Raw genomic sequence first — 23,505 nt, forward strand, 5'->3', positions numbered from 1 at the left:
GCTTTGCCGCTCCGGCGTCGCGAATTTGGGCTCGATAGTGTTCGCAGCCAGATGCTTGATCACGGTATTGCGCGACACTCCCGTCAGCCGCGCGATCTCGCGGATCGACAGCTTCTGCCGCAAATGCATCCGTCGGGTGATGTTCAATAGTCCCATGTGGATCACTCCGTTGCCCCCGCCGCTCACCGCTTTGGGGAAAGGTTCACATGGCTCAGTTCTCAGTGAAAATTATCCGCCTAAACGGCGCAGTTCTGGATGAAAATCAACAGCATGGGACGTTGCTGCGCTCTGGCAAGCACTGGCACGCGCCTTGATCGCGGGGTCTTTGTAATGACATGGGCCCCCGCCACGGCCTGATCGTCGCCTTTTGGCACAGGTTATTCAGCCGCGCGCACCGACGGCGCGGCGCGGGGCGCATACAGATAGTCGCGTGTGATTGGCACCGCATCTGGACGGCGGCAGAGCTGAAGCTGGAAAACGTCTTGTGGCCCGTTGCGGAATGTCTGCTCGCAGGCGGCAAGATAGAACCGCCACATCCGCACGAAGCGAGGGTCCTTCAGGGCTTCGGCTTTGGTGGCTTGGGCGCTGAACCGGTCGAACCAGCAGCGCAGGGTCAAGGCGTAATGCAGCCGCAGGCATTCGATGTCACCGATCCGAAGTCCGGTGTCCTCGACCGCATGGATCATCTCGGACAAGGACGGAATATAGCCGCCAGGAAAGATATACTTTGCGATCCATGGGTTTGTGGCGCGCGGTGGTGCCGTGCGCCCGATCGTGTGGATCAGCGCCACACCATCAGGTGCCAGAAGGTTTTGGACCGTGGCGAAAAATGTGCTGAAATTTGGCGCGCCGACATGCTCGAACATGCCCACCGAAACGATGCGGTCAAACTGGCCGCTGACGGCGCGGTAATCGATCAGCGCGAACCTGACCTGATCGATGAGGCCTGCCGCCGCGGCCCGCTTGCGGGCGATCTCCAGCTGTTCGCGCGACAGGGTGATCCCGGTCACCACCGCGCCATGGTCGCGCGCCAGACCCAGCGCCAACCCGCCCCAGCCGCAGCCGATATCCAGAATGCGCATGCCCGGTGTGATCAGGAGTTTGCGGGCGATATGCGCCGTCTTTGCCTGTTGTGCGGCGTCAAGCGACAGGGTGGGGTTGGTGAAATAGGCGCAGGAATACTGGCGATCGGCATCCAGAAACAGGTCGTAGATCTCAGGCGTTAGATCATAATGATGCGCGACATTGCGCCGTGACGCGGCTTCTGGATTGGCTTGGTCCAGACGCCTGCGCAGATGGCGCAGACCGCCCAGCACGCGGGCCGGAAAGGATAGAGGGGTCTGGTGCACCGTATTGCGGGTGACAAGGTCCAGCAGGCCTTGCACATCGTCGCCTGCAATCGACAGCGCCCCGTCCATATAGGTTTCTCCCAAGGCCAGTTCGGGATCAAGGATCAGCCGTCGGACGGTTGCGGTGTCTTTGATATGGATCCTAACGGTTGGCTCTGAGCCGTCACCAAAGCGCTGCTCTGCCCCGTTTGCGACGCGCAGCACAAGCTGGCCTTCGCGGATGAGGCGGTGCAAGACGCGGGACAAAAGCGCAGTCCACATGGTCGTTCCTATGTTGGCACTTAGGCCAAATAGTTGAGCGCGCCGGGTGAGCTGGCATTGATTGGCATCAACCAATCGCAGCGCAGGCGTTTTGCCCGAGATTCGCATGCGAGGTTTGCCCGCCCTGGTGGCGTGGTCGGGGCCGGGTGATGACCATCAATGCGCGCTTCAAGCCGTCAGGTTAGGGTCTGCGCCACTTGAAACCACACCAACAAAGGATGACATCCATGGCTGAGACCAAAACCGAGGTCGCCGTAAAGCGCGACGCCGTGCCTGTGCAGGCTGCAGACTGGGAACCGCTGCGGTCGTTGCGACATCAGATTGACCGTATGTTGAGCGATTTCGACTGGCCCGATCTGCGTTTTGGTCGGCCGCGGCGCAGCGTTTATGGCGCTCCGTCATGGCCGGATCTGGCGATCGAAATCCCACCGGTTGATTTTGTTGAGCGCAACGGTGGTTATGAATTGCAGGCGGAGTTGCCTGGCCTGTCGCGTGACCAGATCGAGGTCAGGCTGTCTGACGGGTTGATGACGATCAAGGGCGAGAAATCGGCGGAACGGGTCGAGGATGCGCAGGACTACCATCTGCGTGAGCGCAGTTTCGGGTCGTTCCAGCGGACATTTCGCATACCGGCTTCGGTCGACACGTCGAAGATCGACGCGCAGTTTGATAACGGGGTGTTGAAAGTCAGTTTGCCCAAGTCGGCAACGGCCGTGCAGCAAGAGCGCAAAATCGAGGTCAAGGATTCGTAGCGCAGCGAGGCTGTTGTTCCAAACCTTATTGCGACGGCCGCCACCGCTGCGGCCCTTGTCGCATTTTTCGGGCTGGGTTGACCGGGTTGCCCGTTGGCATGGGCCTCGGGGTGGCTAGGCCAAGGACCAGCGCGGCGACCAGTTGCGCCATGGTCGGCCCAGAAATGAGCGCCGATTGCGAGGGCTTTTTGCTGCGCCGCCGCGCTTCATTGTGGGGCATCAATGCCGTCCGCCGCGCCTTCGATCATCTTGCAAACGTGGGTATGCGGCCCACGATTTTTTTCCATGGAGGGTTTCAAATGACCGATCTGACCATCAAGCAAAGCGTCCTGGACGCTCTGGAATTTGAACCGAGCATTGATGCGGCGAGCATTGGAGTTGCCGTTGACAACGGTGTGGTGACCCTGAGCGGTCATGTGCCCACCTATTTCGAGAAGATGAAGGCAGAAGCTGTCACCATGGCCATTCGGGGCGTCAAGGCGATTGCACAGAAGATCGAGGTGCGACCTGTTGGGACCCATCTGACCGCCGATGACGAAATCGCCCGCCGCGCTGTAGAGGTTTTGCGCTGGAGCACAACCCTGCCTGCCGATGCGGTCAAGGTAAAGGTCCAGGACGGCTGGTTGACCCTCGCGGGTTCGGTCGAATGGAATTTCCAACGCGAAGCGGCCGCGCGTGCGGTGCGGGATTTGTCTGGTGTCAAAGGGGTGACGAACACCATACTCATTACGCCGAAGGCCAGCCCCACCGACCTGCGCGATCGTATTGAAAAGGCGCTGAAGCGTCAGGCCGAGCTGGATATGCAGAATATCCGCATCGAGGTGTCTGACGGGGCCGTCACGCTGGAAGGCAAGGTGCATAGCCTGAGCGAACGGCGGGTTGCCGAGCAGGCTGTTTGGGCCGCGCCCGGTATTCGCGAAGTGCGGGATCGGCTGTCCGTGGTGTGATCTTCGAACCAACTGGTGCCTGCGCGATCCGTGCAGGTGCCAGCATCGGCCCTTATCGTTTGGGCTGGGCCACGGCGCCTAAGGGGCAAATCGCTTGGATCATTCGCATGGTTGTTAAGCCGCCTTGAGTGTTCGCAAGGCGGCGTCGGGTATTTTGCGGTGTGTCTCGAACTGTCAGAAGTCGCATGGCGCGTTCATGCGGTCCCTACACCAACAGACAAACGGTTCAGCGCGTTAGCCCGGTCGGGTCTAGGACCGGGCTGACGGCTTGCCCGCGATGCATTCGCGCAAGACATTGTCCTATGATCGGGGCCAGGCTCAGCGTGATTATTCTTCCGTGTTCTGCTCCGCCCCCAAGGTTCATTGCGCTGTCGGTGACGGTGATTGTGTCTATCGCCGGGTCCTGCAGGCTGGCAGTTTCTTCGATCCTGCACAGCGCATGGGTGGCCAAAACATGCACCGTCAGCGCCCCACGCTCGCGGCAGGCATTTGCCGCCCGCAGCATCGTTTCACCGCTGTCGATCATGTCATCCACGATCCAGACATCTTGGTCTGTGACGGTGCCTGCAAAGAGGGTGCCGCTGATCAAGCCTTGCGAGCGATGCTTTTCCATAAAGGCAAAGGCCGTGGGGCGGTTAAGCAGCATCTCGACTGATTGGCGCAAAACCTCGGCACGCTTCACACCGCCACTGTCCGGTGACATGACGACAATCGGCCCTTCACCCGCACGTGCGGCGATCTCAGTGGCGAACAGGCGCGTGCTTTGCAGATGCACAGTCTGACAACGAAACCCGTTCTGAAAGGCAGCAGGATTGTGGACATCGACCGTTACAACGGCGTCTGTGCCGACAGCATCAAAGAGTTGCGCTACATAGCGCGAGCTGACTGGATCGCGTGCCTTGGTCACTCTATCCTTTCGGGCATAGGGTAGCCATGGAACCACAGCAGTGATCCGTCGCGCGCCATGATCGCGGCAGGTCGCAATAAAGAAAAGCAACTGGATCAACAGGTCATTGGTCGATGCACCATCTGCGGCATGCAATGCTGCGACGATAAAGACATCCTGACCGCGAACGCTGACCAGCGGGCGTATCTTGTGTTGGCCGCCGCGAAAGCGCCTCACCTCGAGAGCGGACAAAGGGCATCCGGCGTCCTGAGCAACAGCTTGGCCCAGCGCAGAAGACGGGGTGAGGTCGAAGATCTGCATGCACCAAAGTCTTCCCGATCGTCTTGGGTACCTCATTGATGGGCGTCAATGTGCCAAGGGCCTGTTTGGTCGACATCAGGGCGGGTGTCGCTGGGATCAAGTATGGCGCATGTGATGATCGCTTCAGGGCTGCCTCAGAGATGTTCACAGCTTGGTCTTGTGCAATAGATCGTTGCCCAATTGGCATGGGTCGGCCGTGTGTTGCCAATGGGCTGTGCGCAAAGAGACTTCTCAAGTCTCTGTCAACATATAGCTGCCCGAGCAATAGGTAACCACTCATGAAAACCACTGGAATCTCAGCTTTAGACCACGCGCCTCAGATCGTGGCCGAATGGCTTAACCTGCTGCAAGCTGACCTCGGCTGGTCTGACCGTGGTCGGGCGTTCTTGCTGTTGCGCACCACTCTTCAGGCCTTGCGCGACTTTCTGACCGTTGATGAGGCAGCAGATTTGGCCTCCCAATTGCCCTTGTTGATCCGCGGGATTTACTTTGAAGGTTGGGTGCCTTCCAAGACTCCGGCCCATCCGCGATCCGTCGATGACTTTCTGGATCGGGTGAAAAAAGCCTTTGAACATGAACCGCTGCTTGATCCCGACATCGCGGTTTCATCCGTGTTTACACTCCTGCGCAGCAAGATCAGCTTTGGTGAATATGACCAGATTACCAGTGCCATGCGGAAATCTATGCGCCATTTGTGGATGTGAGATCGGTCTTGCCTACCGCGTCAATGCTTCCGACGATCGCGCAAAAGGCGGCCTTCCTTGCTACGCTGCCCGACGTCACGCAGGTCATCGAAACCCATATGGCCTTTGTCTTTCTGACCTCGGGCCACGCCTTCAAGCTGAAAAAACCGCTGCGGTTTGGCTATTTCGACCATCGCAGCCTTAGAGCGCGGGAAAAAGCCTGCTCGCAAGAGTTGCGGTTAAACCGGGCGCTGGCGAGTGATATCTACCTGAAAAAGGTCGCGCTGGTCTTGTGCCAAGGCGACCTTTTGCTGGACGACCCGCCATCAACCCGGGCGCAGGCTGGGAAACCTGTCGATTGGTTGGTCAAGATGCGTCGCTTGCCGCAAGATCGGATGTTGGACGCGGTCATTGCTGCCGGGCAGGGGCCGGATCTTTTGGACATGGTGCCGGTCGTTGCCCATCTTGCGCGGTTCTATCGGAGCCAACAGCAGACATCAGTTAGACCCGGAGTTTACTTTTCGCATCTCACCAATGAGCAAAGGATCAACAGCTTTCAATTGATCCGCATGGCCGGCCATTTGCCTGATCCCGCCATGGCGCAGATCACTCATGAGCTTAGCCACCGAATGGAACGGGTGCGCGACGACATCGCACAGCGCGAAACCATGGGGCAGGTTGTCGAAGGTCATGGTGATCTGCGACCTGAACATGTCTGCCTAACCCAGCCTGTCATCATCTTCGACCGCGTTGAAACGGCGCTAGAGATGCGGGTGATTGATGTCTTTGACGAGGTTGGCTATCTGGCTGCGGAATGCGCCTTAATGGGGCGTCAAGACTTGGGCAGCGCATTGATGCAAGGGCTTGCGGCCGAGGGTTTCGTCCCGCCGCCGCCTCATCTACAATCGGTCTATACCATGTTCCGCCTCGTGACACGCGCGCGTCTGGCCCTGATGCACTTGCGTGATCCTATGCCGCGAACACCGCAGAAATGGCCCCTTCGCGCCGCAGCCTGCCTTGGAGAAGCCATTCGCATGTCACGGCTAACCAGCACTTGATCGAGCTGATACAAGGATTTCTCTCACCTCGTCATCCGTGACTTGCGGAAATTGCGCATAATGAGCACCAACAGCGACGAACATCGCCGGGCTCTCCAAACAGACCACGTCATCAACCAATCTTGCAATTTCGACCAGGCTGTCGGGGGCTGCGACCGGGGTTGCCACGATGATCCGCGCGGGTGCGCTGGCCCTGACCGCCGCAATCGCCGCCCGCATCGTGGCTCCGGTCGCGATTCCATCATCGACCAGAACAACCACCTTGTTGCGCAATGTCTTTGCGGCAGCACCTGCCCCCCACAACTTGGATCTCCGAACCAATTCAGCCCGCTGGGGTGCGGCAAGCCGTTCAATGCTGTCTGCTGCAATGGCCAGACCAGATGCAGTTTTTGAGTTCAGGATCAGCAGTTTTCCGTCTGGTCCCGACACGGCCCCAAGCGCAAGCTCGGGGTTCATCGGAGACCCGATCTTTCGCACCAGAACAACATCAAGGGGCGCGGCCAAATCCTGCGCGATCTCGAGAGCAACTGGCAGGCCGCCCCTTGGTAGTCCCAGAACCACCGTATCGGTTCGCCCCGCTAAGGAGGTCAAACGCTGGGCCAGTTCTTTGCCCGCTGCCTGTCGATCAGAAAACATTCGGTCCATTCGACGCGTCCTTCAGAGACTTACACTGCGTACGCCGCAAACGAGCGACATCTCGAAACCGCGACCGATTCTACTGCGTCTGCAGGAGGGCCGCCACTCGAGGACGCTTGATAAAGGTTACGAATGCGCCGCCAAGACGGCATTGACTTTGAACAATTGGGATTTCCCCCCGCCAAAGCGAGAAACTGATCTGACGCAATTCGTCTGATTGACGCTGGTCAATGGCTGCACGGTTCTATTCTGAGAGCCTGAGACCGAGCAGACTCGTTTCGGAGGATTGATTATGAGAACCAGAATTGGACTGTTCTTTGCTTTTGTATCTGGAGCGACGTCTGGCTTTGGTGCGGCTTCCGCACAGGATGCCCAGTTCGGCGCTGAAATCTATGGCAATCATTGCGTCGTCTGCCATGGCGAAACTGGGGGTGGTGACGGCATTGTGGGTGAGCTTTTTGCAAAGCGGCCCGCGAATTTGAGGCTTTTGGCACGCGAGAACAACGGAACTTTCCCGACAAAGCGCGTCATCGAAGCAATCTATGGCCAAGTTGACATCGCAGGGCATGGTAAGACAAATATGCCGGTCTGGGGCGACTTTTTCATGAGTGAAGCATTGCATGGCCCTGCCATTGACCCCGCTGATGCCGCCATGATCACCCAAGGCCGGGTTCTCTCGGTCGTTGCCTTTCTTGAAGAATTGCAGGTCGAATAAGGTTGGACTTGGGCCCGGTCGGAGGAACTTTGGATGAGGCAATAAAGTCGCTTGGGGAGCTCCGGGGGTGATTAATTTTCCCCTTTCCGACACTTCAAGACGAGCCCACCGATAATCTGACTTGCAGCGATGCTGTAGGTCCGGTTCCCGATGTCGTTGCGCAACGTCGAACACTTGCTACACGAACGCGTGACCAAGATTAGCCACGAAACCAAGCGCAACTGGTGGAGCAGGTTCGGTCCGATGTTTGCCGCAGAACTCTGGGGCTAGGGGGTGGATCTAATGAGCGGGAGCAAGCATTGGCGCTCGCCTCTCGACGAGGTCTACTTGCAGATCAACGGCCTGACACACTACCGCTGACCGGCGGTCTCGGCGCAAATGCGATGATACCTCGGCTCACTTTGGCCCTCGCTCTCGTCCTTATCGATTAGCAAACTAGCGGAAATAGGGGCAGCGACTAAGTTGACGTCTCGCATTTGGTGGCATCTCGAACTGCCTGCAGCACAAAGGCTAGGCGCGACTGGAGTATTCCGCACAAAATGTCCCCGCGCCGCTATTTGTGCTACTCTGCGAACTGGGGCGGCCTAAGCCGCCCCAGCAAAGGGGTCAGCCCCGCACTACCTTGAATGCCTCCTTCCGCAGCTTGCCACCAACAATCGACAGCTCGGGCAAAGCAACTACAGCCCTGTGCTCGATCAGCGATGCCACCAGCCGCTTTGCAAGCTTGGTGTCGCGCAGCGCATTCGGTCCACGCTGGACGATGTCCGAGATAATGAAGTCCTCTTCTTGACGCTGCTGCAGCCAGCGCAGAAGCTCGTGAAGCTGGCGCGTTTCTGCGGAGATTGCAGATGCCCCCAACAGGCGTGCCGCCTCGTGAAGATAGAAGCTGGCGAGGGTCACTGCACTTTCCATGGTGCGTCCCGAAACTTCGGCCGCATCGATGTTTTCGAAGAGGGTCAGGACCCCCGCAATCCTTGTAGCCTGCTCGGCGGACTTCGACGCGAAGGCTCGCACCTCGCTGAACTCGCGGAACGGAGCCTGCGCCAACTCCACCTCCTCGTAGTAGCTCCTAAGGGTGGCCTTTGCCTCCGACGAGAGCGGCAAGAGGCGTGGCGCCAGTTCTTGACGGCTGCCTGACACGGTGGGGAAGGCGAGCGACAAAAGGTCGGTGATCCGCGCCGCGAACGCTGCCACTGTATTCATACTTTGTGGCGACGGCACGTGGCGGACGCGCTTACCAATCTGGCTTGCCGGAGACACAAGCAGAAACCGCGCAAGAAAGCCCTGCTGCGCAGCGACCGTGTCTGCAAGAAGGGGCGCGGCGAGAACCGGCTGAACCATAAGGTGGCAGCCAAAGCGACGATTTCCGATCGTGGCTGTCCCGTCACCTGAACGGGTGCGCGTAACAGAGCTACCGTCCCAGAGGGCGGAGAAGCCCGAGACGGTGCGCACCCGGCTTTCCGCGCTCATTCCGAAGCCACCAAGGAAGATACCTCCTTCATCATTAAAAAGTCCCATAGAAGGCTGGCCTTCGAGGAAGTATTTCACCAGCCCTTCGATGGTGACGTCTGAGGCAAGCCGCTCCGGCCGCAGCGGCGCGAGCGGTTCGGTCATGGCATGTGCCTGTAGGTCGGCGAAGCGTGCGGCCTCGCCTTCCTTTGTCTCGCTCTTGCCCGGTCGCGCAAGCTTCCGCTGGGCTTCTTCCCACGCCCGCATTTCAGCGGCATACCACTTGCGTGCTACAGCGTGCTCAATCAAATCACCCTTCAGCTTCTCGTCAAAGCCGCGCATGACGAGCCTATCGCAACTGCTCTTGCGCTCGCCACTCTCGGCGATGGTCAACAGGAACAGAGAGGTAGGGCCGCTGCCCGCGAGCGTTTCGACATCCGCGTGGCCCTGCACGGCCAATGAGGCTGCACCAAGCGCAGACTGCGCGGCGATTGCCAGCGGAGCCATAGTCAGGTCGTGGACGGCGCGAACGATATCCCTGAGCGGACCGAGCGTGTCATCCGGGTAGGGCGCTGCTTCACCAATTGGAGGCAGGAACGGCTCGGGTGCGGCGCTGTGTTCGATGTTGAACTCGTTCATCACTTCAGCCCCCGCTTGATCATCAACTCGTCGTTCACATCCATCTGCTTGGGCGAGATCACCGACTTTGCGGGCCAGCCGAGTTGCGCAGCCCGCTCGCCGAGGTCGAAGGCCGCTTCTCGCCCAACGTCGTCACCGTCTGCATAGACGACGAGCGAGGTGCGCCACACAGGCAACTGCAGTGCCCTCATTCCGCCTGCTGAGAGAGCGGCCCAGATCGAGAAGCCCTCTGGATGGTAAAGGGTTTTCGCAGACAGGGCCGTTTCGAGGCCTTCCGCGACCACCAGTCCGCGGTGTCCTGCCGAAAGGCGAACTGCCCCGCCTGTCACCGGCCCCAGCATCGAGCGGTAGCGCTTCTTGCCATCCGGCGTTAGGAAAGTGCGGTGCAGGCCCACAAACGCATCCACGCGCTCAACCTTACCCAAGATGCAGGGGTACATGAGGCCGTCGTCGGAGAGCTTGTGTGAAGGGTGCAGACGGAGTGCATCGTAGCCGCTCTCGATGCCTCGACTGTTCAAGTACTGCTCGCCGAGTGTGCCATTGATCGGGACCGCTTCTTCCCAGAGGTGACGGGCAAACGCGACACGCCGCTCTACAGCCGCCTGCTCGCGGATCTCTTGAGAGCGGATCTGGCTTGGATTTGCGACGATGTCTGACATCTGGGTGCGGCTCAGACCGCTGGCGTCGAGGATCTCCTTGAAGGTGCAGCCAGCGTGGCACTTAAGCAGCAACCGGCCATCGTTTCCGATGCCGATGCTGAGGCTGTTGTGACGATCATGATGCGCGGGGCAGCGGTCAGAGTAGCCCCTACCGCAGCGCTTGGCGCGAGGGGAAAGTGGGAAGGGGATGTTCATCGTTTTCTCCAGAACATTGCCCGCCTTTGCACAGTGAAGTAGAATAGAGGTCCGCCAAGACCTGAGCCACCGTACTTCCGTGAAGGGGGGCGGTGGTTTTCAATTAGCGGGAAGAGTGTGCGTTTGCGTTTGTGGCAGCCACCCCTAGGGACCCAACGGTATCTGGGTGGGGGTTGGTTCTGAAGGTGGGCGCAGCAGACAGCGTGGCAATCCACGCTTCAACGTCACTCTGCCTCCAGCCAACGGAGCGGGCACCGAGAATGACAGGGCTCGGGAACCTTCCGTTCCGAACTCGATCATAGATGGTGCTACGGGCCAGCCCCGTTATGGCTTCTACTTCAGGACGTCGAAGAATTCGGTCGGTCATCGTGATCCTCCTTGGATGCATCTGATGCCGACAAGATGTGAGGAGCGGTGGACGGAAAAAATTCCCCAACAATCACCCAGGGTACTTTCGTTAGGGGGATTGATTGTGGGTTTAGCGCAGGAGCCGACGTCCAGGCTTTGCTATGCTGGGTCGTTCGCGACGCGCTTGCTCCCATCCCAGACTGAATTGATTTTCTGATAAGCACCGCTGCCCGATAATTTTGCGCGCGGCTGACCGCGTTTCAAACTGCCCCGCATCGAACAGCTTGATTAGTTCCTGCGCGATCTGCTTGGCCCTCAATCGACCTTTCGCTTCGGGGGTGCTGGCCATTGCTTCGGCGCGAGCTGCACTCTCCGTCATGAACTTCTTGTAGTCTGCTTCTTTGATGACGATCGGAGAAAACAGGAACGGCCCAAAGCGACGGCGCAGGTCTTCCTCAGGCACCCGAGGTTCGCCTGCACAAGTTTCGCTCCACCTGCCCGAGCCAATTGTGCCAACCGTCAGATTTACGTGGTCATTCTCCCAATCTCCAGAATTGACTGGCTCTAGCAGTTGACTTGAGACCGAAACCACTCCGGATGGCGTCATACAGCCGACCTCTGCTTCGCTGAGCAGCCAGTAAACGCTGTCACAGGTCGAGAAGTGAAGCAGGTGCATGCGATATGCTTCCCCCTCCGCCTGCCATTCTGAAGGGTTTGCCCGGTATTTCTCATCCAGCAGATCGTGGATTTCCCGGGTTATTTCACTGAGGGGCTTCCAGCCCTTCTTATAGAACATAGTGCGACCTACGCTGGACGGGTGACGAAATCGGCCCAATCCTGAAGCACCTTCCGCCGCTCCTCAAGCAGATCAACACGGTTGTACGCTGCGTCGAGATACTTCGGTTGGTGAGCCTTGATCAGGTCAGAAACCTGCTTGTCGACGCCGCTTTCGGCGCACCAAGAGCCCAGCGTGGCACGGAACCCGTGGGTCGTGATGTCGTCGAACCGTTTCACAGCGTAGAGCATAGCATTCTCCGACATCGGCTTGCCGCTCCCACTGTCAAAGACGAAGCCTTCCTTCTTGCCGAGGTCGTGGAGCAGTTGGAGCTTCTCCAGCGCTTGCCGCGACAATGGCTGGCGGTGCGCTTTCCGCTTCTTCATGTTTTCGGCGGGTGTCACCCAGATCGCGTGTTCGAAGTCGATCTGGTCCCACGTCATCTTGCGAATTTCGCCTGTGCGCTTGCCCAGTAGCACCGCCAGAGCGATGCCCACATGTGTGTGCACGCCCATCCTTGGTCGTGAGTGTAGCCACTGCCAGAACTCGGGTGCGCGCTCGTAGGCCAAGGCGCTGAAATGCTCGACCAGATGCTGCTTCTTGGGCATCGAGCGCGGCGGCGGGGTGGGATTGTCCTCGCGCAGTGCATGATCGATCGCATAGTCGAACACTCGCCCGATGTTACCACGAACCTTGGAGGCGGTGGGGTTGTGGTTGACCCACAGGTCGTGCAGGGCATCGACGATCTCGCGGCGTCGGATCTCGTTGATCGGCCTGCGCCCAAGCTTTGGGAAGACGTGATCCTCCAACTGCTGCAGCACCTGCCGTTTGTAAGGCCCTTCGGAAAGGCCTCCTTTTAGATGCTTCTCGTACCATTCCCGCGCGACAATTTCGAAGGTCGGGGTGACCCTGTCCCCGGCCACCTTCTCCCCACGCACAACAGCTGCCAAGCGATCTGGGTCAAGCGTGAGCTTCAAGCCATTCCTGATCGCCTGCACGCTGTGACCTTGGTCAGCGAGGCGAATGATGACCGGTGTGACCGCGCGTGCATCTGTCGCGCTGACCTCGGGCCAAGGTCCAATCGTAAATGGAGTGCGCTTACCTGCAATAGTCGTGCGGCAAAGCCAGGACACGGCTCCTGATGCCCGCGTGTGCAGGTACAGGTTCGGCGTTCCGTCTGGTGTCTGCTTCTCGAGCTTGTGGCGCGCCAGCGCCTCGATTGCCTTGTGGGTCAATGGCATGGACACATCCTGTTTCGTATACCTCCAGTATACCGATATGCGCCTGGCTTTCACTGGTCAAGTATGGAACTCTATGGACAGATAGACGTGAAAAATGTTTTAAATATATAAATTATCAGTGAATTCTAAGTCTTACTAGGCACACGATGGACTAACATGTGGAGGACTTCCACTCCGCCACTTGCCCTCACCGCAATCGTCATGTGCCAGCTCCAAAGCTCGAAGCTGCGCTGTCCTAAGCCGGATCCGGAGCGGCCCCAACTGACGGTCATTGACAGGATGGCTGAGCGCGTTCGTCGCGTGCGCGCTAGCGTGTGTCGATTTGCACCTTCATCCCATCTAACCGCATGGAGTCACGTGCCGCCTCCTTGCCAAGCTGAGTTGAGCAGCAGCGCCTTTCATCCCATGCGACGCCCTTGCACCCAGGTGCCCCGCAGTGCAGCGGCGCCTCTGACGCGCGCGACGCGGATGAGGTCCGCCCGCGCTCCAAGCGTCAGCTGCCCCCGGTCTTGCAGGCCCACCGCTGCCGCCGGGGCAGAGGTCACCGTTCGCATGCCGCGCGCCACATCGCCCCACAGATCCCCGAGCATCAGCGCGGCCGACAAGAGCGCCGAGGGCACATAGTCCGAGGACAGGATGTCCAGCAGGTCGGCTTCGGCCAGCTTTTGCGCGGCGACATTGCCCGAATGCGATCCGCCCCGGATCAGGTTGGGCGCGCCCATCATCACCTTAATGCCGTGGTCATGGCAGGCGCGGGCTGCCTCGACCGTGGTGGGAAATTCGGCAAAGTGCGCACCATGTCGGGCTGAGATCGCCACCTGTTCGGCGGTGGTGTCATCATGGCTGGCCAACACCGCCCCAAACCGGCGGGTTTCGGTCACGGCGGCTGCTTCATGCGCGGCACCAAGGCGCTGGGACAGCGCCACTTGATCGGCGACATGGCTTTCAAATTCTGTCTCGGACAGCCCGTGCTTGCCGCAGACATAGGCGCGCAGCTGGTTCAGATCGCGGAATTGGCGCTGGCCGGGCGTATGGTCCATCAGGCTGACAATGCCGATCCGGTCATCGGGGCCGAACTTGGCCAACTCGTCAATCAGGGTTTCCGAACAGACCTCGGCGCGCAGATGCAGGAAATGGCTGATCCGCAGGGCGCCTGTGGCACGCAGGTCCAAGATCTCATCAGCCAAAAGCCGGGCGTACTCGCCGTAATTGGCCTTCTTGTTCGACACAACCGACCCCACCCGTAGGGCATCGAACACCGTGGTGATCCCGACACTTGCCAGTTCAGCATCATGGGCGATGATGGCGCTGGCATGGGGCCAGTTGACGCGAGGGCGCGGCTCGATGTGGCGCTCTAGATTGTCGGTGTGCAACTCGATCAGGCCGGGCATCAGCAAGTCGCCTTCACAGTCGATGGCCCCTTGTGGCACCGAGCCACCCGCATCTATCGCGGCGATTTGGCCGTCTTGCACGCGGATCGCGCCGTGGATCACCTCATTGGGCAAGACAAGCATGGCATTGGCGAGGATGGTTTCAGTCATGGGACTTGCCTTCAGAAGAGTTTGAATCGATGTGACAAAGAACTGTCACAAGCATGTGACGAACGGCGGTTAGGAGGGCGGGCATGGACCAGATGAAACGCTTTGCGATCTATTTCGCGCCGCGCGACGGTGCCTTTGCCGATGCCGCCGCACATTGGTTGGGTTGGGATGCCCGGACCGGACAATCCGTGGCGCAGCCCAATGTGCCCGGCATGGCCGATCTGACGGCCGCCCCACGCCGCTATGGGTTCCATGGCACGATCAAGCCACCTTTCCGGTTGGCCGACGGCACCACGCCGGTGGCGCTGGGTGAGGCTGTGGCCACTCTCGCTGCCAGCCTGCGGGCGGTGTCGGTTGAGGCTTTGGCCATGGTCCGGCTGGAGGGCTTTCTGGCGCTGATCCCCCAAGGTGACACCGCAGCCTTGGCCGATCTGGCCGCCCGTGTCGTGCACGGGTTGGAGGCGTTGCGCGCCCCCCTGACCCCGGAAGATATCGCACGCCGTCGTCCAGAAACCCTGACGCCCCGGCAGCGGGAGTTGCTGGCCGCTTACGGCTATCCCTATGTGATGGAAGAGTTTCAGTTCCATTTGACCTTGTCTGATCGGCTCATTGGTCCGCAGGTCCCGGCCTTTGAGGCCGCGGCCCAGACCCATTTCGCGGGTCTCTTGCCACAGCCCTTTGAGTTTGAGGATCTGTGCCTCTTTGGCGAAGACCTGAGCGGCCAGTTCCATCTCTTGCACCGCTACGCCCTCAGCGCCTGAAGCAGGCGCGCGATGCCTGTCTCGGGCGTCGCGTCGTTCATGACCTCGAGCACTGGCAGACCTTCAGGAAGCGATTGGGCGGCGCGGGCAAGGCGTGCGGCAATGTCGGCGCGGGTCTCACGTCCGCGGGCGGCCAGTCGGTCAGCCAAGACGTCCAAGGGCGCGGTGATGTGCAACACTATCAGGTCTGGGAAGGCCACCTTCGCCTCGGCCAATGCCGCCCGCGATCCGTTCACCACCACATCGCGGCCCTGCGCCAGCGGTGCAAGCTCCACCAACGGCACACCATAGTGCAGCCCATGTGCCTGCCAGTGCAGCGCGAACTCCCCGCGTGTAAGACGGGCGGCGAACTCGGTCTCATCTACACCTTCAAACGGCTCTCCCCCGGCGGATGATGGCCGCGTGATAACCCGCTGCGCCCAGTGCAGGCGCGGTTCTGCAGCCACGGCCCCGGCCAAGAGCGTGTCTTTGCCCGCGCCCGACGGGCCGACGACCACAAAAAGCCGCCCCATCATGCAGCCTTTGGGGTAAAGGCGCGCACGTCGACCACCCGGTCACAAACGCGGTCACGCGCGGCCTCGTCGTGGAAAATGCCCAAGATCGCTGCACCGCGCGCCTTGGCCTCTTCAATCAACCCAAGCACCACCTCACGGTTCACCGCATCCAGACTGGCGGTGGGTTCGTCCAGCAAAAGGGCGGGGTAGGGGTGCGCAAAACCGCGCGCGATATTCACGCGCTGCTGTTCGCCACCTGAAAAGGTCGTGGGCGAAAGGGACCAAAGCCGCTCGGGGATGTTGAGGCGGGCCAAGAGGGCCGTGGCACGGTCGCGGGCCTGATTTGTGGGCACGCCAAGGTTCAGCAAAGGCTCGGCAACCACATCGATGGTCGGCACACGCGGCACCACGCGCAGGAACTGGCTCACATAGCCCAAGGTTTCCCGGCGCAAACGGATGATCTGGCGCGGGGCGGCGGTGGCCACGTCCAAAGGTCCAACCCGGATGGATCCCGAGGCTGCAAGGTAATTGCCCCAGACCATCCGCATCAGCGTCGACTTGCCCGCCCCGGAGGCCCCGATCAACCCCACACATTCGCCGGGGGCGACGGTCAATTCGGCCCCCGCCATAACCGGGATCACGGCAGACCCCTGATTGTGCAGGGTGAAGCTTTTGAAAAGATTGTAAATTTCGATCATTTCACACCTGCAGGACAGAGCTGACAAGAAGCTGGGTATAGGCGTGCTGCGGGTCGTCCAGCACCTGATCAGTGAGGCCCTGTTCCACCACATGGCCGCCCTTCATCACCATCAGCCGGTCGGCCAAAAGCCGTACCACCGCCAGATCATGCGTCACGATGATGGCCGACAGCCCCATTTCACGCACCAGCCCGCGCAACAGGTCCAAAAGCCGCGCTTGAACCGAGACATCAAGGCCCCCGGTCGGCTCGTCCATGAAGACCAGACGCGGGCCGGTTACCAGATTGCGCGCGATTTGCAGACGCTGCTGCATGCCGCCGGAAAAGGCGCGGGGGCGGTCGTCGATCCGGTCGGCGGCGATCTCCACCCGGCCCAGCCAGTCAATCGCCTTGTCGCGGATGTCGCCATAATGGCGCGCGCCCACGGCCATCAGCCGTTCGCCCACATTGCCACCTGCGGAAACCCCCATCCGCAGCCCATCGCGCGGATTTTGGTGGACATAGGCCCATTCGGTGCGGCCCAGACGGCGGCGGTCGGTTTCTGACATGGCCAGAACATCGCGGCCATCATAGGTCAGATCGCCCGCATCGGGGCGCAAGTGGCCCGCAAGGCAGGACAAAAGCGTTGACTTGCCCGACCCGCTTTCGCCCACGATCCCCAAGACTTCTCCGGGGTATAGGTCAAAGGACACGTCCGCACAGCCGATCCGTGCGCCGTAGCGTTTGGTCAGGCCCTGAACAGACAAAAGAGGGGCGTCGGTCATTCTGCGGCCTCCGTTTTCGGCAGCGGCCCCCCCACCCCTAGCCCTCCCCCACGAGGGGGAGGGGAGGTGCGAGTGACGCTGGTGGCTCCCTCCCCCCTTGTGGAGGAGGGCTGGGGTGAGGGGGCTGCTTGTGCGGTGCCAAGGCGCCCGACATGCCCGGCCGCCACACGGCTGCGACAAAAATCGGTGTCCGAGCAGACAAACATCCGCCCGCCCGCGTCATCGGTGATGACCTCATCCAGATAGCTTTCCGATGCGCCACACAGATCGCAGTCATGTGGGGCCTTGGAGGCCTCAAAGGGGTGATCTTCAAAATCCAGACTGACGACGCGCGTATAAGGCGGCAAAGCGTAGATGCGCTGTTCGCGACCTGCGCCGAAAAGCTGGATCGCGGGGCAATCGGCCAGTTTGGGGTTGTCAAACCGCGGAATGGGCGAGGGGTCCATCACATAACGCCCCTCCACCTTGACCGGATAGGCATAGGCGGTGGCGATATGGCCGTGGCGGGCAACATCCTCATACAGCTTGACGTGCATAAGGCCGTATTCTTCCAACTCATGCATCTTGCGCGTCTCGGTCTCGCGCGGCTCCAAGAACCGCAGGGGCTCTGGAATCGGCACCTGATAGACAAGGATCTGGCCCTCGGTCAGCGCGGCCTCGGGGATGCGGTGGCGGGTCTGGATGATTGTGGCCTCGGCCGTGGCCTCGGTCACAGCGACGGCGGCGGTGCGCTGAAAGAACTTGCGGATCGACACCGCATTCGTCGTGTCATCGGCGCCTTGGTCGATCACTTTCAACGTATCATCCGGCGTCAGACAGGCGGCTGTCACCTGCACCCCGCCCGTGCCCCAGCCATAGGGCATCGGCATCTCGCGGCTGGCAAAAGGCACCTGATAGCCCGGCACGGCGATGCCTTTTAGGATCGCGCGGCGGATCATGCGTTTGGTCTGTTCGTCCAGATAGGCAAAGTTATAATCCTGAGCGGTCATTCTGCGGCCTCCTTATGGCCCATCGCCTCGGCGCGCAGGCGGCGGATCAGTTCCAATTCCGATTGGAAATCAACGTAATGCGGCAGTTTGATGTGTTCGAGAAAGCCTGTCGCCTGCACATTGTCGGCGTGCATCAGAACGAACTCTTCGTCCTGTGCTGGGGCTCCGACAAAGTCTTCGCCCAACTCGCGCCAGCGCAGGGCGCGATCAACAAGGCTCATCGCGATGGCTTTGCGCTCGGTCTGGCCAAAGACCAGCCCATAGCCGCGGGTGAACTGCGGCGGTTCAGTTTTTGACCCGGTGAACTGATTGACCGTTTCGCATTCGGTCAATTCGACCTCGCCAATCTCGATGGAAAAGCCCAGTTCGGGAATGTCCATTTCCACCGCGACCGTGCCGATGCGCAACTCGCCCACAAAGGCATGGGTGCGCCCATAGCCGCGCTGGGTGGAATAGGCGAGCGACAGGATAAACCCCTCATCGCCGCGCGTCAGGGCCTGCAGGCGCAAGGGGCGGCTGGCGGGCAATTCCATCGGCTCGCGCGTTAGATCGGGCGGCGTGGCATCGCCCAAAGCATCGGTTTCGATCAGCCCGTCGCGGTTCAGAAAGCTCATGACATGCGGGATATGCGCAGAGGTGGCCCCCCCACCCCATCCCTCCCCCGCGAGGGGGGAGGGAGGCGCTTGGGTGTCCAAGGTCGCGCTTGCGGCAGACAAAATCGCCTCTCCTCCCCCTTGTGGGGAGGGGCTGGGGGTGGGGGGCGCAGCCAAAGGTGCTTCGCCCTCTGCCATCAGTGCGAAATCCAAAAGGCGGTGGGTGTAATCAAAGGTCGGCCCCAAAATCTGCCCGCCGGGCAGATCCTTGAAGGTTGCTGAAACGCGCCGGGCCACCGCCATCTTCGTGGTGTCGACCGGGATTGATGCACCAAAGCGGGGCAGGGTTGTCCGATAGGCGCGGATCAGAAACACCGCCTCGATCAGATCGCCGCGCGCCTGTTTGATCGCAAGCGCGGCAAGATCAGGGTCATAGAGTGACCCTTCGGCCATGACGCGGTTGACGGCCAGCGTCAGCTGTTCGCGGATTTGCGCCACGGACAGCGCGGCAATTCCCGTGTCCCCCCGGCGCTCATCTGCCAGCCACGCGTGGGCGGCGTCAATCGCGCGTTCGCCTCCTTTGACGGCCACATACATCAGATGTCCTCCACGCGGGTTGAACGGGGCAGGCCAGCAACCTCAGTCCCCGCGGTCAGGAAACAGTCAAACCCCAAGGGGAAAAGCGCCTGATTGGCGGCAAAGGCCGCGGTCTCGGGCAAGGAGAGCCGCGCGGTGCCCTTGATCCCCGGCCCGGTCAGGCGGGGGCCCTCGGTGCTGAGGTCAGGCATTTCGATGATCAAGCTGGCGCTGCGGTCGGGATAGTCCGGCTGTCCAATGGCAAAGCGGTGAACTTGGTTGAGCGCCGCCCATGTGCCAATGGCAAACTGTGCCGCCGCTGCCCCAACCAAGGGCGCACCGGTGTGGAAGGTGATCCAGTCGCGCAAGGCGGCGCAATCATGCGCGCCCGCCAGATGCACGGGCGTTGTCGCATCGCACAGTGTCAGGATCAGCCCTCCAGCCGCAACTGACAAAGGCTGCGGCGGCTGCGCGCCGGGCAAATCCTCAATCCGGCCGGGCCGGGCCATCACTTCAAGGGCCGCGCGAAACCCCCGTGCCGCATCGATCGAGGCGTTGGCAAAGCCGCCAAGCAAAGCTTCGGGTGTCATTGATCTTCCCCCCGGACCAGCGTGAAAAACTCAACCTTGGTGCCCGCTGCCCGCGCGGCACGAGCGGTGCGACGTGCGGTTTCTTCGGCATGGAGGGGCTGAAGAACCTGCTGGCGCACCGTTTCCGCGGCGGGGCTTGCCATCAGCGCATCGACCACGGCGGCGCGGGTGGCATGGCCTTTGTCGCGGCCCTGCACATGGGCATGACCCACCTCGCCCGAGGACAGTCGCAGCACGCAGCGCGTCACGGTCACCTCGCCCAGATTAAAGGACTGGCCCGTGCCCCCCATTCGCCCGCGCACCATCACCGAGCCAATTTCAGGCGGGCGCAGCATGTCATGGGGCGGCAAATCGGCGTAAAGGCTGGCCAGCCGCGCGGGCGCACTGCGGGCCAAAAGGCCCATCCAGCCTTGGCGGGTGGAAATCTCGGAAGGGGTGGTCATGGCGGATCCCGACATCTTGTGAAGTTGTCTATTTGACTATACAACTAGACAACACTTAACGCGATTCCCCGCCCGACACACGTGAAGATTTGGTGACAGATGCCCCGAGAGCCGATCTGGCGATCTATCGCCAACACGCTGCAGACCGAAATTGCGCAGGAGCTTTATCGCCCCGGTGACAAGCTTCCGACTGAGGCCGAACTGGCCGATCGCTTTGGCGTCAACCGCCACACGGTGCGCCAAGGTCTGGCCAGTCTGGCCGAGGCCGGGATTGTGCACGCAAGGCGTGGGTCTGGGGTGTTCGTCGCCGCCCGCCCGACGGACTATGCCTTGGGCCAAAGGGTGCGCTTTCACCAAAATGTCACCGCCTCGGGCCGCACGCCGTCGCGCCGGATCACGCGGCTCGAAACTCGGCCTGCGAGCGTGGCCGAAGCGGCGGCGCTTGCGCTGGCATCCGGTGATCTGGTGCATGTGATCGATGGAATTTCGCTGGCCGATGGTCAGCCTCTGGCGATCTTTTCGTCGATCTTTCCGGCTGGGCGGCTCCCGGGGCTCTTGACGGCGATGGACGCGCAAAACTCGGTCACAGCCGCGCTGGCGGCCTGCGGGGTGACGGATTACACCCGGTCCGAAACACGGCTGACTGCCAAGCTTGCCGATGGGTTGCAGGCGCTTGCGCTGCAGATGCAAGCTGGTTCGCCGATCTTGCAATCGGTCGGGCTGAACGTCGATGCGGCGGGTCGGCCCATTGAATATGGCACCACTTGGTTTGCCGGGGACCGGGTCACGCTGACCGTTGCCTCCTGAGCCCCGGCCCATCACTTTGTCACATCGGCGTCATGAAGCCGCGCTAGCCGGGCCTGAACAGGAGGTCCCATGCCGCAGATCGCCCCGCTTCGCCTGACCCAGGCCCAGACCTTGTTGGATGGTGCCTTGCAAGATCACCCGCTGACCGTTGCGGAGGGCCAGATCACCGACACCCCAGCGCGTGAGTTGGACCTGTCTGGATATCTTTTGCTGCCGGGCATCATTGACCTGCATGGCGATGGGTTTGAACGCCACCTTGCCCCGCGCCCCTCGGCGCAGCTTGACCAGACCAAGGCCTTGGCCTCGGCGGCGGCGGAGCTGGCGGTGAATGGCATCACCACGGCATGGTTTGCCCAAAGCTGGAGTTGGGAAGGTGGCCACAGATCGGGGGCTGCGGCGGTTGGGCTGATGGCGGCGATGGCCGCGACCCGTCCGTCGCTTTTGCCCGATGTCCGGATGCAATTGCGGTTGGAAACCCATGTCGTGCAGGATCACCCACAGGTGCTTGAGGCGGTTGTCCGCCACGGTGTCGATTTTGTGGTGTTCAACAATCACCTGCCCGAAGCCCAAGAGATGGCCCGCAACCGCCCCGATCGGCTGGCGCAATGGGCCGCCCAGACCAAGCGAACGGGCGAAGAGATGATGGAGATTGTCCGTGCCGCCGAGGCCCAGTCGCCGCAAGTGCCTGCCGCCCTTGGCGCGATTGCCGCTGAGTTCCGCCGTCTGGGGGTGACCACAGGCTCGCATGATGATGACAGCGCCGAAACCCGCGCTTTCTATCGCAGCATTGGGGCACCGATTGCCGAGTTTCCCACAACCTTAGACGCGGCGCGGGCCGCCCATGCGGCGGGCGAGCCCGTGCTGATGGGCGCGCCGAATGTGGTGCGCCGCGGCAGCCAGACCGGAAACATCGCGGCTGAAGCCTTGATCACCGAAGGGCTCGTGGATGCGCTGATGTCGGATTACTACTATCCGGCGCTGGCCCAATCGGCCTTTGCCTTGGCGGATCGGGGTAGTCTGCGCTTGCCACAGGCTTGGGAGATGATCTCGGCCACGCCGGCGCGGATCATGGGGCTGTCTGACCGGGGCCATCTGAAAGCGGGCGCGCGGGCCGACATAGCCGTTGTCAACGCCAAGACCCACAGGGTCGAGATGACCTTGTGTCAGGGTCGCATCGCGCATCTTGCCGGGGAGTTGGCACGACGGATCTGGGTATGACCCGGATTGAAACGGCGCGTTTGATCCTACGGCGGCCGGTCGCCGGTGATCTGCCCGCCTACGAGGCCTATTGCACATCCCACAGGACACGCTTTACCGGCGGCCCTTATACGCGCCAAGACGCTTTCGAAAAACTCGCCGCCATGATCGGCCACTGGGAAATCCGTGGCTTTGGCAGGTTGATCTTGTGCGACCGATTTACAGCCCGCCCCATTGGCCATGTCGGCGCCTTGCAACAGGACCCCAACACGCCTGTTGAGATGACCTGGACCGTTTGGGCAGATGCGGATCAGGGCCGTGGCTTTGCCTATGAGGCGGCACGCGCCTATTTGGACGAGGTCGCCGCAAAGGCGGTGTTTCAGACCCTCTTCGCTCGAGTCGATGCGAACAATCGCCGCTCTCGCACCCTCGCCCTGCGTTTGGGCGCGTGTGAGGATACTGGAGCAACTGTCCCGGACTGGATGCCAGAGGCGTTGACCTATCGGTTTGATTTCAAGTCTTAGGCTTCATACTTCTCGAGGAAAGCCTCTGCCTTAAGGCTGCGGAAATCCTCCAATGCCGTGCGCAAGGCGTCGTGGCTCCAGTCCCACCACGCCAAGGCCAGCAGGCGGTCGATTACGTCTTGTGAAAACCGCGCGCGGATCGGGGTTGCGGGGCAACCCGCGACGATCATGAACGGGGCGACATCCTTGGTCACCACAGCACCGCTTGCGACAATCGCCCCGATGCCCACGTTGATGTCCGGCTTGATGATCGCGCCATGGCCGATCCAACAATCTGCACCGAGCGTGGTGCGGCGCGCGGCGCGGGCGGCAAAGAACGTCGGATCGTCCGTCACATCATCCCAGTAATAGCTGGAGCGATACAGGAAATGATGCTGGGCCGCATTGGCAAAGGGGTGGTCGGTGGGCCCGATCCGGGTCATCGCGGCGATGTTGGAAAACGTGCCCACCGTTGTGTTGGCGATATCGGCCATGCGGTCACAATAGGCATAATCTTCGAAGGTCGAGTTGATGACGCGCGACAGCGCGCCCACCTCGCACCATGCGCCGAACTGGCTGTTGACGATCTCAGCGCCGCTGTGGATCACGGGGGTGACGGGCGATAGCTTTCCCATC

General features: G+C 61.0%; 26 protein-coding genes and 1 pseudogene. 10 read left to right on the forward strand and 17 right to left on the reverse strand.

Translation table 11 applies throughout. The features are described 5' to 3' along the window. Positions 1-377: 377 nt before the first annotated feature. Complete coding sequence (locus AC72UB_RS11195; protein WP_505189855.1) at positions 378-1,610, reverse strand: class I SAM-dependent methyltransferase; 1,233 nt, start codon at positions 1,608-1,610, stop codon at positions 378-380. A 227-nt stretch (positions 1,611-1,837) separates the two neighbouring features. Here AC72UB_RS11195 and AC72UB_RS11200 point away from each other — a divergent pair, with 227 nt between their 5' ends. Together AC72UB_RS11200 and AC72UB_RS11205 are read left to right on the forward strand one after the other, a co-directional pair. Continuing rightward, positions 1,838-2,362, forward strand: coding sequence for an Hsp20/alpha crystallin family protein (locus tag AC72UB_RS11200; RefSeq protein WP_505189856.1), 525 nt, complete (start codon positions 1,838-1,840; stop codon positions 2,360-2,362). A gap of 149 nt (positions 2,363-2,511) precedes the next feature. Next, positions 2,512-3,309, forward strand: coding sequence for a BON domain-containing protein (locus AC72UB_RS11205; RefSeq protein ID WP_505189857.1), 798 nt, complete (start codon positions 2,512-2,514; stop codon positions 3,307-3,309). Positions 3,310-3,535: 226 nt separating this feature from the next. On the opposite strand, the gene AC72UB_RS11210 is transcribed toward AC72UB_RS11205, so the two are convergent. Then, on the reverse strand, positions 3,536-4,552 hold the full coding sequence (locus AC72UB_RS11210) for a ribose-phosphate diphosphokinase (RefSeq protein ID WP_505189858.1): 1,017 nt from the start codon (positions 4,550-4,552) through the stop codon (positions 3,536-3,538). 242 nt (positions 4,553-4,794) lie between these two features. On the opposite strand from AC72UB_RS11210, the gene AC72UB_RS11215 reads away from it, so the two are divergent. Both AC72UB_RS11215 and AC72UB_RS11220 read left to right on the forward strand, forming a co-directional pair. Continuing rightward, positions 4,795-5,220: a DUF2267 domain-containing protein gene (locus AC72UB_RS11215; RefSeq protein ID WP_505189859.1), complete on the forward strand. Its 426-nt coding sequence runs from the start codon at positions 4,795-4,797 to the stop codon at positions 5,218-5,220. 23 nt (positions 5,221-5,243) lie between these two features. Next, entirely contained in the window at positions 5,244-6,257 is a 1,014-nt protein-coding gene (locus AC72UB_RS11220) for a hypothetical protein (protein WP_505189860.1), read from the forward strand. Here the strand turns inward: AC72UB_RS11220 and AC72UB_RS11225 are convergent. Beyond that, entirely contained in the window at positions 6,243-6,902 is a 660-nt protein-coding gene (locus AC72UB_RS11225) for a phosphoribosyltransferase (RefSeq protein WP_505189861.1), read from the reverse strand. The genes AC72UB_RS11220 and AC72UB_RS11225 overlap by 15 nt on opposite strands. A gap of 283 nt (positions 6,903-7,185) precedes the next feature. Between AC72UB_RS11225 and AC72UB_RS11230 the strand changes: the two genes are divergently transcribed. Both AC72UB_RS11230 and AC72UB_RS11235 read left to right on the forward strand, forming a co-directional pair. Beyond that, positions 7,186-7,608 carry a c-type cytochrome gene (locus tag AC72UB_RS11230; RefSeq protein WP_505189937.1) on the forward strand — a complete coding sequence of 141 codons (423 nt, stop codon included), beginning with the start codon at positions 7,186-7,188 and terminating at the stop codon, positions 7,606-7,608. A gap of 111 nt (positions 7,609-7,719) precedes the next feature. After that, a pseudogene (locus AC72UB_RS11235) lies at positions 7,720-7,962 on the forward strand (IS6 family transposase); the annotation flags it as partial. A gap of 252 nt (positions 7,963-8,214) precedes the next feature. Here AC72UB_RS11235 and AC72UB_RS11240 read toward each other — a convergent pair. The 6 genes from AC72UB_RS11240 to AC72UB_RS11265 all read right to left on the reverse strand — a co-directional run bounded on the left by AC72UB_RS11240 (position 8,215) and on the right by AC72UB_RS11265 (position 14,455). Further along, positions 8,215-9,696 (reverse strand): YfjI family protein, encoded by a 1,482-nt coding sequence (locus tag AC72UB_RS11240; protein ID WP_505189862.1) that lies wholly within the window; start codon positions 9,694-9,696, stop codon positions 8,215-8,217. Continuing rightward, the gene (locus AC72UB_RS11245) at positions 9,696-10,550 is read right to left on the reverse strand and encodes a DUF7146 domain-containing protein (RefSeq protein WP_505189863.1); all 855 of its coding nucleotides are present in this window, start codon (positions 10,548-10,550) and stop codon (positions 9,696-9,698) included. Before AC72UB_RS11245 ends, AC72UB_RS11240 begins: the two co-directional genes overlap by 1 nt. A 103-nt stretch (positions 10,551-10,653) precedes the next feature. Further along, positions 10,654-10,938, reverse strand: a complete 285-nt coding sequence (locus AC72UB_RS11250; RefSeq protein WP_505189864.1) for a helix-turn-helix transcriptional regulator — start codon at positions 10,936-10,938, stop codon at positions 10,654-10,656. A gap of 90 nt (positions 10,939-11,028) precedes the next feature. Continuing rightward, positions 11,029-11,694: a hypothetical protein gene (locus AC72UB_RS11255; protein WP_505189865.1), complete on the reverse strand. Its 666-nt coding sequence runs from the start codon at positions 11,692-11,694 to the stop codon at positions 11,029-11,031. Between the two features lie 8 nt (positions 11,695-11,702). Continuing rightward, the gene (locus AC72UB_RS11260; protein ID WP_505189866.1) at positions 11,703-12,914 is read right to left on the reverse strand and encodes a tyrosine-type recombinase/integrase; all 1,212 of its coding nucleotides are present in this window, start codon (positions 12,912-12,914) and stop codon (positions 11,703-11,705) included. 398 nt (positions 12,915-13,312) lie between these two features. Next, positions 13,313-14,455 carry an alpha-D-ribose 1-methylphosphonate 5-triphosphate diphosphatase gene (locus AC72UB_RS11265; RefSeq protein ID WP_505189867.1) on the reverse strand — a complete coding sequence of 381 codons (1,143 nt, stop codon included), beginning with the start codon at positions 14,453-14,455 and terminating at the stop codon, positions 13,313-13,315. An 83-nt stretch (positions 14,456-14,538) separates the two neighbouring features. On the opposite strand from AC72UB_RS11265, the gene AC72UB_RS11270 reads away from it, so the two are divergent. After that, a complete protein-coding gene (locus tag AC72UB_RS11270; RefSeq protein ID WP_505189868.1) occupies positions 14,539-15,216 on the forward strand; it encodes a DUF1045 domain-containing protein in 678 nt (225 codons plus the stop codon). On the opposite strand, the gene phnN is transcribed toward AC72UB_RS11270, so the two are convergent. The 7 genes from phnN to phnG are packed head-to-tail and all read right to left on the reverse strand — an operon-like array spanning position 15,198 to position 20,362. After that, positions 15,198-15,731, reverse strand: a complete 534-nt coding sequence (gene phnN / locus AC72UB_RS11275) for a phosphonate metabolism protein/1,5-bisphosphokinase (PRPP-forming) PhnN (RefSeq protein WP_505189869.1) — start codon at positions 15,729-15,731, stop codon at positions 15,198-15,200. The two genes, AC72UB_RS11270 and phnN, sit on opposite strands and share 19 nt — an antisense overlap. Next, the gene (phnL, locus tag AC72UB_RS11280; RefSeq protein ID WP_505189870.1) at positions 15,728-16,408 is read right to left on the reverse strand and encodes a phosphonate C-P lyase system protein PhnL; all 681 of its coding nucleotides are present in this window, start codon (positions 16,406-16,408) and stop codon (positions 15,728-15,730) included. The genes phnN and phnL overlap by 4 nt, the downstream gene beginning before the upstream one ends. A gap of 1 nt (position 16,409) precedes the next feature. Further along, positions 16,410-17,171 carry a phosphonate C-P lyase system protein PhnK gene (gene phnK, locus AC72UB_RS11285; protein ID WP_505189871.1) on the reverse strand — a complete coding sequence of 254 codons (762 nt, stop codon included), beginning with the start codon at positions 17,169-17,171 and terminating at the stop codon, positions 16,410-16,412. Further along, on the reverse strand, positions 17,168-18,160 hold the full coding sequence (locus AC72UB_RS11290; RefSeq protein WP_505189872.1) for an alpha-D-ribose 1-methylphosphonate 5-phosphate C-P-lyase PhnJ: 993 nt from the start codon (positions 18,158-18,160) through the stop codon (positions 17,168-17,170). The genes phnK and AC72UB_RS11290 overlap by 4 nt, the downstream gene beginning before the upstream one ends. Next, a complete protein-coding gene (locus tag AC72UB_RS11295) occupies positions 18,157-19,350 on the reverse strand; it encodes a carbon-phosphorus lyase complex subunit (protein ID WP_505189873.1) in 1,194 nt (397 codons plus the stop codon). The genes AC72UB_RS11290 and AC72UB_RS11295 overlap by 4 nt, the downstream gene beginning before the upstream one ends. Continuing rightward, positions 19,350-19,919: a phosphonate C-P lyase system protein PhnH gene (gene phnH, locus AC72UB_RS11300; protein ID WP_505189874.1), complete on the reverse strand. Its 570-nt coding sequence runs from the start codon at positions 19,917-19,919 to the stop codon at positions 19,350-19,352. Before phnH ends, AC72UB_RS11295 begins: the two co-directional genes overlap by 1 nt. Continuing rightward, the gene (gene phnG, locus AC72UB_RS11305) at positions 19,916-20,362 is read right to left on the reverse strand and encodes a phosphonate C-P lyase system protein PhnG (protein WP_505189875.1); all 447 of its coding nucleotides are present in this window, start codon (positions 20,360-20,362) and stop codon (positions 19,916-19,918) included. Before phnG ends, phnH begins: the two co-directional genes overlap by 4 nt. Before the next feature lie 99 nt (positions 20,363-20,461). Here phnG and phnF point away from each other — a divergent pair, with 99 nt between their 5' ends. The 3 genes from phnF to AC72UB_RS11320 all read left to right on the forward strand — a co-directional run bounded on the left by phnF (position 20,462) and on the right by AC72UB_RS11320 (position 22,890). Continuing rightward, entirely contained in the window at positions 20,462-21,169 is a 708-nt protein-coding gene (gene phnF / locus AC72UB_RS11310) for a phosphonate metabolism transcriptional regulator PhnF (RefSeq protein ID WP_505189876.1), read from the forward strand. Positions 21,170-21,238: 69 nt separating this feature from the next. After that, the gene (locus AC72UB_RS11315) at positions 21,239-22,387 is read left to right on the forward strand and encodes an alpha-D-ribose 1-methylphosphonate 5-triphosphate diphosphatase (protein ID WP_505189877.1); all 1,149 of its coding nucleotides are present in this window, start codon (positions 21,239-21,241) and stop codon (positions 22,385-22,387) included. Continuing rightward, on the forward strand, positions 22,384-22,890 hold the full coding sequence (locus tag AC72UB_RS11320; protein ID WP_505189878.1) for a GNAT family N-acetyltransferase: 507 nt from the start codon (positions 22,384-22,386) through the stop codon (positions 22,888-22,890). The genes AC72UB_RS11315 and AC72UB_RS11320 overlap by 4 nt, the downstream gene beginning before the upstream one ends. Here the strand turns inward: AC72UB_RS11320 and AC72UB_RS11325 are convergent. Continuing rightward, entirely contained in the window at positions 22,887-23,504 is a 618-nt protein-coding gene (locus AC72UB_RS11325; protein ID WP_505189879.1) for an LbetaH domain-containing protein, read from the reverse strand. The two genes, AC72UB_RS11320 and AC72UB_RS11325, sit on opposite strands and share 4 nt — an antisense overlap. Position 23,505: the final 1 nt, after the last annotated feature.

Source organism: Allotabrizicola aquatica (SeqCode), from assembly GCF_965194375.1.
GTDB lineage: Bacteria > Pseudomonadota > Alphaproteobacteria > Rhodobacterales > Rhodobacteraceae > Tabrizicola_A > Tabrizicola_A aquatica.